Raw genomic sequence first — 18539 nt, forward strand, 5'->3', positions numbered from 1 at the left:
ATTGAGGATTCACAATGGCGACTAGAGGAAAGAAGATGGTCGAGAGGGTCAAGGACCTGATGGACAAGCCGGAGAAGATCCGGAACATCGGTATCTGCGCCCACATCGACCACGGCAAGACAACATTATCCGACAACCTGCTCGGAGGCTCGGGCATGATCTCCATGGATCTCGCAGGCAAGCAGCTGTTCATGGACTTCGACGAGGAAGAGCAGGCCAGAGGCATCACGATCAACGCAGCCAACGTCTCGATGGTGCACGAGGTCGGCGGGGAAGAATATCTTATTAACCTGATCGACACCCCGGGCCACGTGGACTTCGGCGGCGACGTTACGAGAGCCATGAGAGCAGTCGACGGCGCAGTCGTCGTCGTAGACGCAGTCGAGGGCACCATGCCCCAGACCGAGACGGTTCTGCGTCAGGCGCTCCGTGAGAATGTCAGGCCCATCCTGTTCATCAACAAGGTAGACAGGCTTATCAACGAGCTCAAGATCGAGAAGAAGGACATGCCCATCAGGCTCGGCAAGGTCATCGACCACGTCAACAAGCTGATCAAGAACATGTCCCCGGAGAACTACGAGAAGAATAACCTGAAGCTGGATGCCGTCAAGGGCAACGTCTGCTTCGGTTCCGCGCTGTACAAGTGGGCCGTCTCCGTACCGTCCATGAAGAGCACCGGTGTCGGCTTCAACGAGGTCTACGACTACTGTAAGGCAGGCAACATGAAGGAGCTCTCGGCGAAGTCCCCGCTCCACGCAGTGCTGCTCGACGCAGTCGTCCACCACCTGCCCACCCCGCTCGAGGCCCAGAAGCAACGTATCCCGGTCATCTGGAAGGGCGACAAGGAATCCAAGGTCGGCAAGGACCTCATGACCTGCAACCCGAACGAAGAGATCGTCTTCATGGTAACGAAGATCCTGACCGACCCCCACGCAGGCGAAGTATCCGTAGGCAGGCTGTTCGCAGGCACTCTCCAGAGAGGCCAGGAACTGTTTATCTCCGGCACCGCCGCCACTGACAGGGTCCAGTCTGTAGCCATCACCATGGGTGCAGAGAGGATGGAAGTCGAGAAGATCCCCGCAGGCAACATTGCAGCAGTCACCGGCCTCAGGAACGCCATCGTAGGCTCCACCGGTTCCACTGTCAGGGAAATGACGCCTTTCGAAGCGATCAAGCACGTGTCTGAGCCCGTCATGACTGTGGCTGTAGAGGCCAAGAACATGAAGGACCTTCCGAAGCTGGTCGAGGCTCTGAGGCAGGTCGCCAAGGAAGACCCGACGGTTAAGGTAGACATCAACGAAGAGACTGGCGAACACCTGATCTCCGGCATGGGCGAACTTCACCTTGAAGTCGTCACCAAGTCGAGGATCACCAGGGACAGAGGCATCGACGTCATCACCTCGCCACCCATCGTCGTGTACCGTGAGACCATCGGCCAGTTCGCAGGACCAATCGAAGGTAAGTCCCCGAACAAGCACAACAGGTTCTATATTACTGTAGAGCCCATGCCTCAGCCCATCTTTGACGCAATCAAGAGCGGCGACTTCTCCATGAACATGATGGAAATGGACAGGCGTAACAAGCTCATCGAACTGGGCATGGACAAGGATGCAGCTAAGGGCGTTACCCACGTCTACGGCACCAACATGCTCATCGATGTGACCAAGGGTATCCAGTACCTGAAAGAAACCATGGAACTGATCATCGAGGGTATGGAAGAGGCACTGAAGAACGGTCCGCTCGCAAGAGAGCCGGCTCAGGGCGTTCTGATCAAGCTCCACGATGTAAAGCTCCACGAAGACGCGGTCCACAGAGGCCCCGCTCAGGTTATCCCCGCAATGAGAGCCGCTGTCCAGGGCGCAGTACTGTCCGCACAGCCGACTCTGCTGGAACCCGTCCAGAAGGTCTTCGTCAGCGTTCCGCAGGTCCACATGGGCTCTGCAGTCCGTGAAATTCAGGGCAGGCGCGGCACGATCCTCGACATGAAGTCGGAAGGCGACCTCTCGGTCATCGAGGGCAGCGCACCAGTTGCAGAGCTGTTCGGTTTCGCGGGCGACATCCGCGGCGCGACCGAAGGCAGGGCGATGTGGAATACCGAGTTCCTCGGCTTCTTCCCGCTCCCGCAGAACCTGCAGAACCAGATCGTGATCGACATCCGCAAGAGGAAGGGTCTGAAGGCAGAAATCCCGAGGCCGTCCGACTTCCTCGAGTGAGGAAGCCCCCTTACTCGGGTGAGGAAACATGCATTTCCTCGAATGAGGAAATGCAAACCCACTCGAGTGAGACGGCAGCGGAAAGAGTCGAAAGGTATAAAAACAACAAATGCCTTTACGATTGCAAGTAAACTTGACGTTCAATATTTGGAGGATATAATATGGCAGCAACAAAGCCACACATAAACTTAGCAGTCATCGGACACATTGACCACGGCAAGTCCACCCTTGTCGGCAGGTTATTGTTCGAGACCGGTGCCGTACCGGCACACATTATCGAGCAGTACAGGAAGGAAGCTGAGACCAAGGGTAAGGCAACCTTCGAGTTCGCATGGGTTATGGACTCTCTGAAGGAAGAGAGGGAGAGAGGTATCACTATCGATATCGCTCACCGCAGGTTCGACACCGAGAAGTTCTACTTCACCGTCGTGGACTGCCCGGGCCACAGGGACTTCGTTAAGAACATGATCACTGGCGCATCCCAGGCAGACGCCGCAATCCTCGTCTGCGCAGCACCGGATGGTGTCATGCAGCAGACCAAGGAACACATCTTCCTGTCCAAGACCCTCGGCATCAGCCAGCTCATGGTCGCCGTCAACAAGATGGACGCGATCAACTACGACCAGAAGAGGTATGAGGAAGTCAAGGCTGAAGTCAGCAAGATCCTTAAGATGATCGGCTTCAAGCCCGAGGCAATCCCCTTCATCCCGACCTCGGCCTTTAAGGGCACCAACATCTCCAAGCACTCCGATGACACCAAGTGGTACAACGGAGTCACCATCCTCGAGGCGCTCAACGCCCTCAAGGAGCCCGAGAAGCCCACCCAGCTCCCGCTGCGTGTGCCCATCCAGGATGTGTACACCATCTCCGGTATCGGCGTAGTGCCCGTGGGCCGTGTCGAAACTGGCATCATGAAGAAGGGTGACAAGATCATCTTCAGGCCCGGCATCGACGGTGTCGGTCACGCTGGTGAAGTTAAGTCCATCGAGATGCACCACGAGGAAATCCCCCAGGCACTGCCCGGTGACAACATCGGCTTCAACGTCAGGGGTATCGACAAGAACCTCATTCGCCGTGGCGACGTATGCGGCCACGTAGACAAGCAGCCGACTGTAGCCATCGAGTTCAAGGCACAGGTCGTCGTGCTCCAGCACCCCTCGGCCATCACCGCAGGCTACACCCCGGTGTTCCACTGCCACACAGCCCAGGTCGCCTGCACGCTGACCCAGATCCTCGCCACCCTGGACCCCAAGACCGGTGGTGTCAAGGAGCAGAACCCGCCCTTCATCAAGACTGGTGACGCGGCAATCGTCCTGATCAGGCCGACCAGGCCTCTCGTCATCGAGAAGGTCAAGGAGATCCCGCAGCTCGGCAGGTTCGCAATCCGTGACATGGGCCAGACCGTAGCTGCTGGCGTAGTCATGGACATCACGCCGAAATAAGCGACTACATAGGAGGGTAAACTTTATTGCCTAGGGCAATCTTATTGCCCTCCTCCATTATTATCATAGGTGACAAACATGGCTAACCAGAAAGCAAGGATAAGACTGTCCGGCACCAGCCCGACTAAGCTGGATGACGTCTGCGGCCAGGTCAAGAAGATCGCCGAGAAGACGGGCGTCAGCATTTCCGGCCCGGTACCACTGCCGACTCGCAGGCTCGTAGTTCCCTCGAGGAAGAGCCCCAGCGGTGAAGGCACTGCAACCTGGGAACACTGGGAGATGCGTGTCCACAAGAGGCTCATCGACATCGACGCAGACGAGCGCGCCCTCAGGCAGCTCATGCGCATTCAGGTGCCCAAGGACATTAACATCGAAATCGTCCTCAAGGACTGAAACAGAGAGAAGTATCCTTCACCAAGGATATTTCATCACCTCCATTATGCCCTTACAAAATAAGGGTCGTTTTCACAGGGGTTAATTTAACCCCATCCTACTTGTTTTTAAGGTCACAGATTTCACGGATTGTCTTAAAGATCACACAGATATTAACTCCTGATATGGTTCAATCTGTGTAATCGCTTCGACATTCAGTGAAATCTGTGACTCGAAATTACCTTTTATTAACAAAATTATTATTTACTATTCGATTGAAACGATCTGCAATTAAATCTGGTGGTAGATTGACCAAAATATATAACAGCCTTGTTACCAAGCTCACGGTGAGCTTCATACTCTTGATTCTCATCGTATCGTCGATGACCTTCTTCTACACATACAACGAGACCAAGAACGCGCTGAAGGAGAGAATGCAGGATGAATTACAGTCCGTCGCAGGCGTTGCTGCCACGCAGATCAACAGTACTGCGGTTGCTGCACTAAAGCCCGGGGACGAGACCACTGCCGCGTTCACCCAGATCCGGGACCAGCTCGAAGCGATGAGAGCGATCAATCCGGATATCAAGTACATATATATCATGCGCAAGAACGGCGAGGCCGTAGAGTTTGCCGTTGACGCCGACTACGGTACTGATGCAGACGCTGCGAAGATTGGCGACTTGTATGAGGCCAACTCTGAACTTCTGGCCGGCTTCTCCGGCCTCAGCGCGGACAAGGAGTTCACCACCGACGAGTGGGGAACAGTTCTGTCAGGCTACGCCCCGATCAAGGATGGTAGTGGCAATGTCGTCGGCATCGTCGGCGTGGATATGGCCAGCGATCGGGTCATCCAGCAGCAGGAATTCATAGGTAATACCATCTACGTCATCATCGGCATCTCAGTGTTAATCGCAGCGGCGATTGTCGGCTACTTCGTGGCCACCATCATGAGAGATATCAACAAGCTAAACCGACAGGCTGAAAAGGTCAGCAAGGGAGACATGGACGTAGTCGTGGACGTTAACAGGAGAGACGAAGTCGGCGATCTGGCAGAGTCGTTCAGCCGGATGGTAGCGAGCATCAAGTTCGAAAGGATGATGAGAGAAGAAGAGGCTGCCCATAAGACTGAGACTGCCCCCGAGATCAAATCATAAGGCTCGGGGGGATCGACAAGATGAGCATCCTGTCAGATAAGGTATTAAAACTCACGATCGACTATATTGGGCCTTCATCTCTGGCCTTCCTCGAGAGGCAGACGAAGCATCACCTGAACGGCCTTGAGTTCGCAAGCCTCGAAAAGGCGCATCTGCCCGAGCTGGCTAAGTGGGTGGGCATATCAGCCGGCCTGCTTATTGATAAGAAAAGGGCAGCGGAGCTTTCGGAGAAAATCAAAAAGCTTTAACTCTGCCTTATTTTTTCTACATTTATTAGAATTTTTTGCGTATAGCAGCCCAAAGCGATATACCAGCATATTCCGACTCTGGTTTAAAGGTAGTACCAGCAACGCCTTCCGGAGTGTGGCTATCAGGTGAGACGCAACAGCTGTGAAAAGTTTATCCTGATCATCGTACCGATCTTCTTACTGGCAGCTCTGGTTGCCCTTGCATACACGTATGTTGGTACCCCAGTTTCTAAAAAATCAGTGGTACTTTCGGACACGAGCCTGCCCCTCGACCAAATCAGGCTTCCTCCGGGCTTCTCTATCGAAGTTTATGCCGAAAAGGTAACCGGCGCAAGGCAAATGGCCCTCAGCCCAAACGGCACGCTATTTGTCGGGACCAGGCACCCGGGTAAAGTGTATGCCATACCTGATGCGAACAAGGATGGCATTGCTGACGGTGTGATCACCATTGCATCCGGGTTGAAACAGCCGGCTGGCGTTGAGTTCAGAAATGGCTCGCTCTACGTGGCAGAAGTAGAGCGGGTACTAAGGTACGACGATATCGACAGCAGACTGGAGGAGGTTCCACCGCCGGTAATGGTCATTTCCGGGTTCCCTGAGACCCCCGAACATGCCTGGAAACACATCCGGTTCGGGCCGGATGGAATGCTCTATATTCCTGTCGGAGCACCGGTAGATGTGATCGCCACTCCCGAAGACCCGCTGTACTCGTCCATTATGAGGGTGAATCCCGACGGTACGGGCCTCGAAGTCTTCGCCAGCGGAGTCCGTAATACCCTGGGGCTGGACTGGGATCCCCTAACCGGCTATTTGTGGTTCGTCGAGAACGGCCACAACAGCCTGAATGACAGTCTTCCTGCGGACGAGCTGAACAGTGCACCCGAGGCGGGCATTCACTTCGGCTACCCCTACGTCCACGGCTCGAGCTTCGTCGACCCGGAACACGGCCTGAAGTACAATCGTTCGCTGCTGACACCGCCCGAAATAGATCTGCCGCCACACGTAGCTCCTCTGGGGCTCAAGTTTTACACCGGCGACAGGTTCCCGGATGAGTACAGGAACCAGATGTTCATTTCGGAGCACGGATCGCTTGATCAATTTAAACCCGAAGGCTATCGGATTGAGCTGGTCACGCTGAACGCCAGCAGGAAGGTTACTGGCCGCACGGTATTCGCCGAAGGCTGGCTGCAGGACGGTAAAGCCTGGGGCAGACCGGTAGACCTGCTGATCAGGCCCGATGGCTCGATGCTGGTATCGGACGACAGGGCGGGCGTGATCTATCGGATCGCATATGATCACAAGGGAGGTACATGACAATGACAAAAGTTGGCATATGGAAGGTTTTAGGCATATCAGCGGCAGCGCTAATAATTGTATTAGTATTGCTGCTGGCAGGGCTCCAGCTAGTAGGGGGCAACCGAAACAACGGGCAGATGACAGTAGATGCCAACCTTCAGCTAAGCCAGATTAAGCTACCCCCTGGTTTCTCAATTGACGTATACGCTGATGACCTCCCTAATGCCCGGCAGATGACTCTCGGCCCCGACGGCACTGTGTACGTCGGTACTCGCACAGAGGGAAAAGTGTATGCAGTCCGGGACCTCGACAGGGACGGCAAGGCGGATAAGGTGTACATGATCGCCGAGGGCCTGAGCATGCCCAACGGGGTAGCGTACAGGAACGGTTCACTCTATGTGGCAGAAATCAGCCGCATCCTCCGGTTCGAAGACATCGATGCCAGGCTGGATAATCCTCCGAAGCCAGTCGTCGTTTACGACGATTACCCGGATGACGAGTGGCATGGATGGAAGTACATCGCCTTCGGGCCGGATGGCAGGCTCTACGTGCCTGTAGGAGCGCCCTGCGACATATGCAATCCAGGTGACCCGTACGCGTCCATGACCCGGCTGAACCCGGACGGCACCGGCTTCGAGGTCTTTGCCAGAGGCATTCGCAATACAGTAGGCTTCGACTGGGACGAAACGGGCACACTCTGGTTTACCGACAACGGCAGGGACTGGATGGGCAACGACGTGCCGCCCGACGAGCTGAACATGGCACCCCGGCAGGGCCTGCATTTCGGCTACCCGTACGTCCACGGTATGACCACCATGGACCCGGAGTTCGGCAAAGGGCACAATGCCTCAGATTACACCCTCCCGGTGATCGAGCTGGATGCACACACCGCAGCCCTGGGCATGAAGTTCTACTCAGGAGATATGTTCCCCGCCGAATACGACGGCCAGATCTTCATCGCCGAACACGGCTCCTGGAACAGAGACACACCCATCGGGTACAGGATCACACTGGTAAATGTCACAGACGGAAAAGCGGCGAACTGGACCACCTTCGCTGAAGGCTGGCTCCAGGGTGATAAAGCCTGGGGCAGGCCAGTCGACGTACTCGTCATGCCCGACGGATCAATGCTTGTATCCGATGATGCGGCCGGAGTGATCTACCGCATTACCTACAATGGTTAGATAATATCTTGTCGCCGTGTAGACTGAAAGTCCACCACGGCGGCACAGCTCTTTATCCTTACAACTGGATATTAGAGGTTCTAACCACGGCGGCACGGCGGCACGGAGACAATGCGATCCACGACAAGCCGAATGGTAACTGGAACCACGGCGGCACAGCTCTTTATCCTTACAACTGGATATTAGAGGTTCTAACCACGGCGGCACGGCGGCACGGAGACAATGCGATCCACGACAAGCCGAATGGTAACTGGAACCACGGCGGCACAGCGACACAGAGACGATGGCAAACTGTTAATAGTGAACTCTTTTTCAGTCCACGGCGGCACGGAGACAGTGCATTAACCAAGAGCTGCTTACCATCCAATCCTTTCAACCTGTGTATCAGATATAAGGCCTGAAAGCTTCACCACTCCTTTGAATATTATCAGGTTTAGCATCAGTATACCGGATAAGGTGTTTGTCTCCATACTCCCTACCCTCCGTGCCGCCGTGGATCATAAAAAAGAGCCTTGCTACTCGGGTACGAGTTATCGCCGTGTCGCAGTGCCGCCGTGGTTAGAAAACTTACCCAGTTGTCGTTTCCCGCACGGTCTCCGTGTCACCGTGCCGCCGTGGTTCAAATATTTGATCCTGTTAGCGTATCTCCATTTGTCCCCGTGTCGCCGTGCCGCCGTGCCGCCGTGGTTAGAAAAAATGATCTTGTTATCGTATCTCACACGGTCGCATTGCTGCCCGGGTTATGCTGAAATCAATACTCGTAGGGAGATTTGTGCGATATCCCCAGGACTCTGCCGTTGCGCCCGTCTACGAGGACGTCGAAGGTGTCGACCAGGCTGCCGCCTTCCCTGACTTCGAAGGTCACCATGGGGTAGGCTTTGATGTACCGGTCGGGGTAGCCGCTCTCGCTGGCGTAGATAGATACGTTTTGCACTATGTAGGCTCGGTCCTGGATGAGCTTCTTCACGGATTGGTTGCCGACTGCAATGGAGCGAATGACCATGTCTTCCTCCTGACTGATGTTCTGCCCCTGGACGTAGCCGGTGTCGAGTACGGTCACGTTTTCGTACATGCGGTCGGCACTATGGCCGGGGATACGCTCGCCGACTCCACGCTCCGTGGAATAATATGTAGCGCCTGTGGCGTTGACGCCTGCCCGGGGGAGGAAGCCAATATAGGCGACCCGGTTGTTGTCCAGGTAGGCGATGACGTTGATACCTGCCTGGCTCGCGTTGCCCACCGCGATGACGACTGCGGGGAGCGACCTGACCACGTCGTACCCGGGCGCTTTTTCGTGGACGGGCATGTAGAGTACATCAGCCACTTTGACGGGTACGTTGGAGATGTCCCGCCAGCCCACGCTGATACAGCGCTTCTGCACATACGGATTGTCCAGGGCAATATTCCCGAGGGCGAACGCTTCCTCGGTGGAGAACTGGTGCGGGGAAACATAAGTCGGCACTGGAGTCGGCGTAGGTACATCAGTCGGCGTAGCTGTCGGGGTCGAGGTCGCAGGTTGCAGCTTTTGAATACAGTTAGCCGATGCTGCGGCCAGCAGCACTATAAGGAATAGCGTGAGGAGACGTACGGGTATTTTCATGTAAGGTCATCTGTACAAGCAGATGATCATCCGTACATGCGGATAAAGCTTTTCTGACGATCGCTCAACAAAAAGTGATAGTATTGTAGTGGGGATGGGCGGATGGGCGGGGAGGTTACCGCTCCATCTGCCAGATATATGGTTGATAGTTCAGCTGTAGTTCAGCTTTTAAAAAATTCAGGCGGTAGCCGCCGGAATTGCCGGCGGGCTGCCTGCCTGAGGCCTGGCCGTGTCCTGGTAGAACCGGGCGTAGATGTACGCGTTTGCCACGTAGGTGGCGAACATGACCCATGGGATGGTGATGATCAGCACCGAGGGGATGGATATGACGAGCCCGACGATGAACAGCGCCACCAGCGCAAGGATGTAGCCCAGGGGATTTGCGGCGATCAGCCTCAGCCCGTTCACCGGGTTGATGGCCCTGGCCAGGTCTCCGGAGACTGCGTACTCCATCCAGGAGATATAGATGAGCAGGCTCAGCGCTACCTCGATGAGGAAGACTGGCACCGCCACAAGGACGCCCAGGAGGATCATAAGGTTGCTCTCGAACATGCCCCCGACCAGGAAGAAGGGCATCACGAGGACGTACAGAATACCACCGATCAGCCCGTATACGAGAGAGATGGCGATGGCGATAATGCCGTCTTTGAGCATTGTGCCCCAGTCGTCCCACGCTGGCAGCTTGTTATCGCCCCTGAGCAGGTTCCGGAAGCATCTGAATGTGTACCCGAGCATGAACGGGATGCCGACCAGGAGCAGGCACAGGATGCCCATGATGCCGCCCCAGAAGAGTGCGCCTAAGTCTGATACACTGTATTTTAGCGAATTGATCATCGTGTCGATGAATCCTTCATTTTCCATTGTTGATACACCTTTTCTTATTGATATACCTATTCAACATAGGTACATAGTGTAATTACATACATATAAAGCTTTTGCATCTATTGAGGATATGTAATATCTAAAACCGCTATTTGACCAGTTTTAGCAAATGCTACGAGACAACCTGTTGCCAGATAGCCGGGAAGAAATAGGAACGCTGCGCTGTGCCTGTTACAGATTACCGGATACTCGCAGGATGTGGCTTATGAGATCGTGAACGTACACGAACGCTGCGCTGTGCTGGCTTCTGATTACTCTGCTACTCTAAACTGGGTTGTCTCTGTGCTCGTGCGCGTGGACGATCGCTGTGCTGTGCCAGGATCACAGATTACGACAGATTGCTCAGATTGCACAGATGCTAATCGATAATCCAAATGAAAAGGGCTCACGTTATTCCTTTTATCTAAAATCGTCATCTGTGCAATCTGTGGCATCTGTCGTAATCTGTGATCTGGCACAGCGCAGCGATCGTCTGGTTGGTTCACTGTTCTTGCCCCGCCCGAAATTCGGTGCTGAAAACCACTTCCACCATCATTTTGAAGAACCTAGAAATAGCGGCCTGCCAGAATCTCATCGTGTTATACGGGACGTTGAGCGACGACTTTGATCAGGGCCTGAAAAGCCTGGCCCAGGAACTGGGGTTTACGGACATCACCCGGATTTCTACCATTGACGTGCCGGTAGAGGAGTGGGTGCTGTTGAAGTGCCAGTATGGCTGCCCGAATTACGGAAAGCGCTTTATATGTCCGCCCTACAGCCCGGAGCCATCCCGTACCCGGGCGATCATAGGAGAATACACTACTGCGTTTCTGCTAAGATACGACGTGCCCGGCTATAACAGGGAAGCGGATATGCAGATTACGCAGGATGGAGTTACCGCTGCCTGGGACGCGTTCCTGCGGCTGGAGCGCTATGCATTTTTAAACGGGCGTCACAAGGCTTTTGTTTTTGGATTGAATCATTGCCCGGGCTGCGATGTGTGCGGGGCAGAGAGCGGGCGTACTTCCTGCAAGTATCCGCAGATCGCGCGACCATCGCTTGAAGCCTGCGGTATCAATGTCCGGGGCCTCGTAGAGGCTGCCGGGTGGAGCGGGCGCCTGAGGGGCCAGAACGTGCTCAAAGGCGACGACACGGTATCGATGATATCCATGCTGTTGCTGGAATGAGAGACTATTGCCCAAAGTTTCGAAGACCCGGGTACATAGAAGATACTACTGTTTTTGCAAATGTTAAAATGAGATACACAATTACTAATTGAGTATTAAGTAGGTTATATTTAATATGATACCCATATAATCCATATCAAAAGCGATTACTCAAAAATACGCTACAATCTAACCTATTAAGACCGTTATGGGGCCGAAAGGTTGATTGATAATTATTTAGCGTTCGCTTTCAGACCTGGTGGCTGTATGGAATTAGAGAGCTGTAAGATCGACGGATGGAAAGAATCAGCGATCTACATTGCTCTCGCTATGACCTTTATCTTGCTTGCTCTGACTACTATCCACACAGGTTTTAACAGCATATTTGCCCAGCTGTTTTTCATACCGATTACCCTCGCCAGCCTGTGGAATGGCAGGAAAGGAGTAATACTGGCCCTGCTGTACGGGCTGACAGGAGTGACTATCACATGGTTGACAGGCGGCCATCTGGCTTTGCCGGACCTGTTTCAGGCGGCGATGTACGCAGTAGTCGCTGCAGTTATCAGCGTTCCCGCGGACAGGAAGAAGAAGCTACTATATTTGACAGGGCGGTCTGAGGAGAAGCTTCACAATATTGCCTCGACTTTGGACGACGGAGTAATGGTGGCAGACCGGGAGGGAAAGCTGATATACATCAGTCCTGCGGCTGCCGATATCACAGGCTGCGCTCCGGGTGGCAGCCTGGATAGTGCAGGGGGTAACGAGACAGTTGCAGTTTTCCGGCAGGCAGTCGCCGAGAACAAGCCGGTGATCAGAGACATCGAGGTACCTGATGGGAAAGAGAATAAGAGAATCCTGGAGCTGCGGGTGGCTCCGGCATACAGCGGCAGTGAAACCACCACTGGCTTCATAGGCAGCCTCCGGGATGTGACCGAGAACAGAAAAGCACTGGCAGCCCTACAGGACTCCGCCGACCTGAACGCCAGGTTGCTGGAGAGTTTCCCGGGGCTCATCCTGCGCTCTGACTGCGACGGCAAAGGCGTATACTTTAACCAGAACTGGGCGGCCTTTACAGGGAGGAGCCAGGCGCAGGATTTGGATGACGGCTGGCAGTCCTGCGTGCACCCGGCGGACCTGGGACGTAGGCTGCGGGCATTCCGGGAAGCCGGAGGAGAGGAGTTCGAATGCGTCTACCGGCTGCGCAGGGCCGATAAGGTATTCCGGTGGATGATGGAGGTCTGCCGCCCCTGCAGGGATGGCGAAGGGCGGATTTCCGGCCACATCAGCTTTGTCTACGATATCACAGATCGCCGGGCTGCCACCGAGGAACTGGACGCCAAAAACTACGAGCTGCAGGCGATGTACTCCATATCTTCGACGATCAGCCAGTACCGGGACCTGAGAGAGATGTTCGGCCAGGTGCTGGAGCAGACAAACAGCCTGATCTCCGCGAGCGCGGGCGCTGTATACATCGAAGACGGGAGCAGGCCGGGAGTACTAAGACTGACGGCCTGTGCAACTGAGGAAGCAGCACCGGCACGTTTCACCCAGGAGACCACCCTTCAAGACCTGGCCGGATCGGGAGAGGTCGCTGTAAAAGTGGCAGACCTCGACGAATGGATGGAGCCCGGCCCCGGACAGGGACAGCTAATCCTCGTACCCCTTAAATCCATGGCCCGCAGGGTAGGCATGATGGCATTCTACTATCTGGATCAGGAGGATTCCTCCTCCGGCAGCAGATGGGATCAGAGCTACGCCACAAGGCTGACCAGCATCGGCTCTCATCTCGGCACGGTCATCGACTGCGCGCTACAGTACAACAAATTATTGAAGCAGAACAGCCATCTGACAGATATCATAGAGGAAGCTCCTGACGGCATACTGACCACTAACTCATCCGGGAATATTTGCACCTTCAACAGACAGGCCTCACGCTTGCTGAAGTACGCAGCCTCCGAAGTGACAGGTAAGCACATCTCTGCAATCCTCCAGCCCGGATCAAACATCAACATCAAGCCATGCCAGAGCTATGTCAGAGAGTTCCGGGCCGGCGATGATTCCACGGTAAAGCTGAACATTTCCACAGCCAGGCTTCCGTCCCCGGATTCGGACAACAGCCTGATCATCACGCTCAAAGATCTGACGACTGTATCCGGCCTGAAAATAGTGCCCGTATCATCTGACCGGCATGACCCGGATCAGGAATACCGTTTTAAGAAAGGAGTAGTATACCTCATAGATAAGCAGAAGATAGACTATCACATGGATATCTTCGCAGATCAGGTAAAACGGGACAGCCAGGGCCTGTGCATATCCCGCCTGTGTCCGAAGCTGATCCGGGACAAATACGGGCTGAAAGAGACGCCGACCATATGGCTGAGCAACTGCGATGCCCCCGGGGAAAACATCACGAAGATCAACCACATCAACAGCCTGACCGCAATCGTGTCAGAATTCATTGAAAGTGGCAGCAACGGAACATTAATGCTCGATGGCATGGAATACCTCATTGCCCGCAATGGTTTCGACACGATGCTGAAGTTCGCCCAGTTCCTGAACGATCAGGTCATGGTAAGCAACTGCTGCGCGATGTTCTGCATCGACACCCAGGCGCTGGATAAAAGACAGCTACACCTGCTGCTGACAGAGATGACGGAATTTAAAGTAAACTGACTATTATCAGATGGGGGAAAATAGCCGGGGGAACTTACTGAAAAGTTCCCCCGCGACATCTATTTTAAAAGGGCGATGGTTTGCATTGTATGTGCGCGAAGCGCACTGTGATGGCGTACTGGCCTCAACAAATCATAACGATAAAATAAAAACTGTATTTTTACAACAAAGAACCGAGCGACTCGCTCAGGCCATAGTTTTCCCAGATCAGTTCCGACAAAAGAATAGTGGCTCAGGTATCGGTGGTCTGGTGTTACTGCCTTGCTCGGGTTTACGTGGGTAGCACGAAGACACTAAACTATTTTTTTAGAGGGACACTAAAACACTAACACTCTAAGATGCACGGCTAAAACACGAACTGCACGAAATCACTATTAATCGACAAAATGCACGAAGGGCACGGTCTAAAAACACGAACAAGTGGCACGAATACCCAAAGACACCAAACTAAAACACAGTTGATGAAGAGGTTGCCATCGTTACCCGTATCCTGATTACGATTATTCTTGGAACTTTTGGGCAGATGCCAGATCGGTAAACACAACGTACACTACGGCCACGACGTACACGACGTTTACTTAGATTGGCTGGCTATCTGATCATATTCGAATAACGTCGTGTCCGTCGTGTACGTTGTGTCCGTCGTGTTAACCATTCCAGCATATCCGATACATTCCAGAAACGATTATCATTATATACGGGGTTCTCGACCTTCACAAATTCTAGAAACGACTATATTGTACAGCCGCATGGCTGGAGTAGTCGTGGCAGGAGTAAGGCGATACGGTTGTTTGTCTTAACTTGGTGGCTTAGTGATTTCGCGGAACTTGTTCGTGTTCTTAAACCGTGTATTAGTGTCCTTCGAGCTTTAACCGGTGTCTTAGTGCAATTCGGGATTTAGCCGTGAACTTAGAGCCTTCGAGCACTTTGCGTCTCTCTAAAAAGGATTTTTGTGTCTTCGTGCTACCCACGAGAGCCCATGCAATGGCTGAGCACCCGGCAGCCCAACAACCACAAGCCAAACAAGCATGGGAATACTGGACATCTGGGAATCTGTGACGCCACTTATAAGGGACTGAGTCTATTCGGCCATAACGCAGCGATCGTCTGCAGTTTTCGCCCTATTAAAAATTTGATAATAAGTGATAGAGCTGGTAATCTACCAGCCCATAACGTTCTTTATAGCTTCTTTAGTAGCGTCAACCTCGAGGGGCTTGTCGCACATCTTGATGACGGTCTCGGGGTCCTTGAGGAGGTGCCCGGTGGTCACGCAGACGACCCGCTCGTCTTTGGCGATGACGCCCATGTTGCGGAGCTTGATGAGGCCTGCGACGGAGGCGGCGGATGCCGGCTCGACGCCGATGCCTTCTTTCATGGCAAGCATCTTCTGGGCGGCCAGGATTTCGTCGTCAGTGACAGTCTCGGCGGCGCCGCCGGAGCTGCGGATGGCGTTGAGGGCCTTCACTGCGTTCACCGGGTCGCCGATCCTGATAGCGGTGGCGACTGTCTCAGGGTTGGACTCAGGGACGATGTCCTTAGCGCCGGCCTTGATCGCCTTGACGATGGGTGCGCTGCCTTCGGCCTGGATGGCGGTCATCATGGGTATGCGGTCGATGATGCCCAGCTTCTTCATCTCGTTGAGGCCTTTGTAGATGGCGGTGATGTTGCCCGCGTTGCCCACCGGCAGGATGATCCGGTCGGGGACTTCCCAGTTGAAGTAGTCCACGATCTCGAAGCCGATAGTCTTCTGGCCTTCCAGCCTGTACGGGTTGATCGAGTTGAGCAGGTAGATGCCGTACTCGATGCACATCTCCCGGACGAGGCGGAGAGCGTCGTCGAAGTTGCCCTTGATGCTGATGACTTTGGAGCCGTGCATCAGCGCCTGGGCAACCTTGCCCAGCGCCACTTTGCCCTGGGGAAGCAGGACGATAACAGGGATGCCTGCCCGGGCACCGTATACGGCCAGCGAGGCAGAGGTGTTGCCGGTGGACGCGCAGGCGACGCTCTTCATGCCGAGCTCGAGCGCCTTGGACACACCCACAGTCATGCCGCGGTCCTTGAACGAGCCGCTCGGGTTCATGCCCTCATGCTTGACGTGAGCATCAGCCATACCAATTTCTTTGCCAATAGCTTTGATGTGATAGACAGGGGTGCCGCCCTCCTTCAACGAGACAGGCTCTCCGCTGACAGGCAGCAAAGCCTTGTACTTCCAGACGGATAAGGGCCCCTTCAGGTCGTCCCTGGTGAGCTTGATCTGAGAATAGTCGTACACGACGTCCAGCAGGCCGTCGCACTTAGGACAGGTATAAATGATTTCGTCCCGCGGGTACTTGGCCCCGCAACGAATACATTCGAGATGATACATGGAGTTCTCCGGACAATACAATAGTCCACAGCGCATTAAAGTTTTTGCTTGATCAGCAGGCGCCGGGAATCAAGTTTTTTATGTCATTATATTAAAAAAGAATCGATCTTATGCCATATAACGCTTATATATATAAAATTGGGCGATAAAACCGATAGTAATAAGTAACATGAAGTTAGATATGGTAGTTTAGTTGTCGGTTGCTATAAAGAGGCATACTGGCATTTTTATTAACAAGAGAGGTGAAATTTATGGATAAGCAATTTGGGAGGAAGTTTTCAGTTCTCCTTGTCTTACTTGTAGCCATTGTAGCTATTGTAGTTGCAGGATGTACTACCCCAACCCCCACACCAACTAACCAGACTACCGGACCAATCACCATCGTTTCGATGGTGGCAGGCGAGCCGGAGTCCCTGGACCCCGCATATGACTACGAGTCCGCGGGCGGAGAGATTTTACAGAACGTTTATGAAACCCTCGTCTACTACGAGGGCGCTGACGTAACTAAGCCCGTCGGCGTTCTTGCCAAGTCCTGGGAGATGTCCGAGGACGGCCTGACCTACACCTTCTACCTGAAGGAGAACGTCACGTTCCACGATGGCACTGCCTTCAACGCATCCGCTGTCAAGTACACCTTCGACAGAGGCGTCATCATGAACCTCGACCCCTGGCAGAGCTGCATATCCCCGCTCCTCGCCGGCGGTCTGGACTACATGAACTCCAACCAGACCGATGCCGACCAGCAGGCTTACCTGGCGCTGGACACAGTACACGTTGTCAACGAGACCACTGTCCAGTTCAAGCTCACGAAGCCCTACGGTGCATTCGTACCTGTGCTGTCCTTCTACGCAGCCTCGATCATCAGCCCGACCTATGACCAGGCCAACGGCGGATACAAGGCCAACGAGGAAAGCGCCTGGATGACCTCCCACACCTGCGGTACCGGACCGTACGTCATGACTTCCTGGGACCGCAAGGACAAGATTGTCCTCGACAAGTACGCCAACTACCACGGCACCCCGGCCGCGAACGACAAGGTCATCATCCGCTACGTAGACGACTGGAACACCAGGTTCCTCGCCATCAAGAAGGGTGAAGCAGACCTGATCTATGCTCCGACCACCTACGCCAACGACATCAAGAACGAGTCCAACCTCGTCCTCGAGACCGGTCGCGGCACCCTGTCGGTAACCTACATCGGCTTCAACCAGAAGGAGAAGGTCTTCCAGGACAAGAGAGTCAGGCAGGCCTTCATTGAGTCCTTCGACGCAGAGAGCTACCTGAACGATGTCAGCCTCGGCTACGGCAAGAGGGTAAACGGACCGATCCCAGAGGGTCTGCCCGGATTCAACGCGAACTTACCCTACCAGAAGTATGATCCCGAGCACGCAAAAGCCCTGTTACAGGAAGCCGGCTTCAACAAGAGCAACCCAACCACCATCGTGCTGAACTACAACGAGGGTAACGACAACCGCAAGCAGGCATGCCTGATGCTCAAAGACCAGATCGAGAAGTACGACCTCGGCATCACCATCGATGTCCAGGAGCTCGACTGGCCGACCTACACTGCAAAGAACAGAGCAAAGGAACTGCCCATCTTCTACCTGGGCTGGCTGGCAGACTACCCGTCCGCTGACAACTTCATCGGACCATTCTGCTACTCTGAAGGCTACTATGCAGACAAAGTCTCCTACAAGAACGAGACCATAGACGCCATCTACCAGGAGGCTCTGTACGAGACCGATCCGGCTAAGCAGGCGGCAATGTACACCGAGATTACGAACGGTGTTAACAATGACTCTGCTTACATCTGGTCGACTCAGGCAGTAGAGTTTGAAGTGCACACGAAGCAGCTCAAGGGCTATCAGTGGAACCCCATGGACAGCCACCTGCGCTACTTCACAATGTATAAATAAGATGAACGGAAAGTGGCTGTTAGAGCATGTAACAGCCACTTTAGCA

General features: G+C 54.1%; 13 protein-coding genes. 10 read left to right on the forward strand and 3 right to left on the reverse strand.

The window, feature by feature from the left end; genetic code table 11:
* The first annotated feature begins 14 nt into the window (after nt 1–14).
* From ACPLPM_RS13930 to ACPLPM_RS13960, 7 genes are all read left to right on the forward strand, one after another.
* Nucleotides 15–2213 carry an elongation factor EF-2 gene (locus tag ACPLPM_RS13930; protein WP_424357378.1) on the forward strand — a complete coding sequence of 733 codons (2199 nt, stop codon included), beginning with the start codon at nt 15–17 and terminating at the stop codon, nt 2211–2213.
* A 161-nt stretch (nt 2214–2374) separates the two neighbouring features.
* The gene (gene tuf / locus ACPLPM_RS13935) at nt 2375–3655 is read left to right on the forward strand and encodes a translation elongation factor EF-1 subunit alpha (protein ID WP_424357379.1); all 1281 of its coding nucleotides are present in this window, start codon (nt 2375–2377) and stop codon (nt 3653–3655) included.
* 78 nt (nt 3656–3733) lie between these two features.
* Nucleotides 3734–4048 carry a 30S ribosomal protein S10 gene (gene rpsJ / locus ACPLPM_RS13940; protein WP_424357380.1) on the forward strand — a complete coding sequence of 105 codons (315 nt, stop codon included), beginning with the start codon at nt 3734–3736 and terminating at the stop codon, nt 4046–4048.
* A 287-nt stretch (nt 4049–4335) separates the two neighbouring features.
* A complete protein-coding gene (locus ACPLPM_RS13945) occupies nt 4336–5184 on the forward strand; it encodes a HAMP domain-containing protein (protein ID WP_424357381.1) in 849 nt (282 codons plus the stop codon).
* Between the two features lie 20 nt (nt 5185–5204).
* Nucleotides 5205–5432 (forward strand): hypothetical protein, encoded by a 228-nt coding sequence (locus ACPLPM_RS13950; RefSeq protein WP_424357382.1) that lies wholly within the window; start codon nt 5205–5207, stop codon nt 5430–5432.
* 126 nt (nt 5433–5558) lie between these two features.
* Nucleotides 5559–6746 (forward strand): PQQ-dependent sugar dehydrogenase, encoded by a 1188-nt coding sequence (locus ACPLPM_RS13955; RefSeq protein WP_424357383.1) that lies wholly within the window; start codon nt 5559–5561, stop codon nt 6744–6746.
* Nucleotides 6747–6748: 2 nt separating this feature from the next.
* Nucleotides 6749–7912: a PQQ-dependent sugar dehydrogenase gene (locus ACPLPM_RS13960; RefSeq protein ID WP_424357384.1), complete on the forward strand. Its 1164-nt coding sequence runs from the start codon at nt 6749–6751 to the stop codon at nt 7910–7912.
* A gap of 751 nt (nt 7913–8663) precedes the next feature.
* On the opposite strand, the gene ACPLPM_RS13965 is transcribed toward ACPLPM_RS13960, so the two are convergent.
* Together ACPLPM_RS13965 and ACPLPM_RS13970 are read right to left on the reverse strand one after the other, a co-directional pair.
* Nucleotides 8664–9512, reverse strand: coding sequence for a hypothetical protein (locus tag ACPLPM_RS13965; protein WP_424357385.1), 849 nt, complete (start codon nt 9510–9512; stop codon nt 8664–8666).
* A gap of 177 nt (nt 9513–9689) precedes the next feature.
* Complete coding sequence (locus ACPLPM_RS13970) at nt 9690–10373, reverse strand: DUF4013 domain-containing protein (RefSeq protein WP_424357386.1); 684 nt, start codon at nt 10371–10373, stop codon at nt 9690–9692.
* 557 nt (nt 10374–10930) lie between these two features.
* Between ACPLPM_RS13970 and ACPLPM_RS13975 the strand changes: the two genes are divergently transcribed.
* On the forward strand, nt 10931–11560 hold the full coding sequence (locus tag ACPLPM_RS13975) for a DUF2284 domain-containing protein (protein ID WP_424357387.1): 630 nt from the start codon (nt 10931–10933) through the stop codon (nt 11558–11560).
* A 246-nt stretch (nt 11561–11806) separates the two neighbouring features.
* On the forward strand, nt 11807–14212 hold the full coding sequence (locus ACPLPM_RS13980) for a DUF835 domain-containing protein (RefSeq protein ID WP_424357388.1): 2406 nt from the start codon (nt 11807–11809) through the stop codon (nt 14210–14212).
* 1159 nt (nt 14213–15371) lie between these two features.
* On the opposite strand, the gene thrC is transcribed toward ACPLPM_RS13980, so the two are convergent.
* Entirely contained in the window at nt 15372–16577 is a 1206-nt protein-coding gene (gene thrC, locus ACPLPM_RS13985; RefSeq protein WP_424357389.1) for a threonine synthase, read from the reverse strand.
* A gap of 251 nt (nt 16578–16828) precedes the next feature.
* Here thrC and ACPLPM_RS13990 point away from each other — a divergent pair, with 251 nt between their 5' ends.
* A complete protein-coding gene (locus tag ACPLPM_RS13990) occupies nt 16829–18493 on the forward strand; it encodes an ABC transporter substrate-binding protein (protein ID WP_424357390.1) in 1665 nt (554 codons plus the stop codon).
* Nucleotides 18494–18539 lie beyond the last annotated feature (46 nt).

Source organism: Methanocella sp. MCL-LM (assembly GCF_049676595.1).
Taxonomy (GTDB): Archaea; Halobacteriota; Methanocellia; order Methanocellales; family Methanocellaceae; genus Methanocella_A.

Bases quoted from the DNA above. Each gene is read 5' to 3' on its own strand.
- ACPLPM_RS13930 (WP_424357378.1), top strand. From the start codon at position 15: ATGGCGACTAGAGGAAAGAAGATGGTCGAGAGGGTCAAGGACCTGATG.
- tuf (WP_424357379.1), top strand. From the start codon at position 2,375: ATGGCAGCAACAAAGCCACACATAAACTTAGCAGTCATCGGACACATT.
- rpsJ (WP_424357380.1), top strand. From the start codon at position 3,734: ATGGCTAACCAGAAAGCAAGGATAAGACTGTCCGGCACCAGCCCGACT.
- ACPLPM_RS13950 (WP_424357382.1), top strand. From the start codon at position 5,205: ATGAGCATCCTGTCAGATAAGGTATTAAAACTCACGATCGACTATATT.
- ACPLPM_RS13960 (WP_424357384.1), top strand. From the start codon at position 6,749: ATGACAAAAGTTGGCATATGGAAGGTTTTAGGCATATCAGCGGCAGCG.
- ACPLPM_RS13965 (WP_424357385.1), bottom strand. From the start codon at position 9,512: ATGAAAATACCCGTACGTCTCCTCACGCTATTCCTTATAGTGCTGCTG.
- ACPLPM_RS13970 (WP_424357386.1), bottom strand. From the start codon at position 10,373: ATGGAAAATGAAGGATTCATCGACACGATGATCAATTCGCTAAAATAC.
- ACPLPM_RS13980 (WP_424357388.1), top strand. From the start codon at position 11,807: ATGGAATTAGAGAGCTGTAAGATCGACGGATGGAAAGAATCAGCGATC.
- thrC (WP_424357389.1), bottom strand. From the start codon at position 16,577: ATGTATCATCTCGAATGTATTCGTTGCGGGGCCAAGTACCCGCGGGAC.
- ACPLPM_RS13990 (WP_424357390.1), top strand. From the start codon at position 16,829: ATGGATAAGCAATTTGGGAGGAAGTTTTCAGTTCTCCTTGTCTTACTT.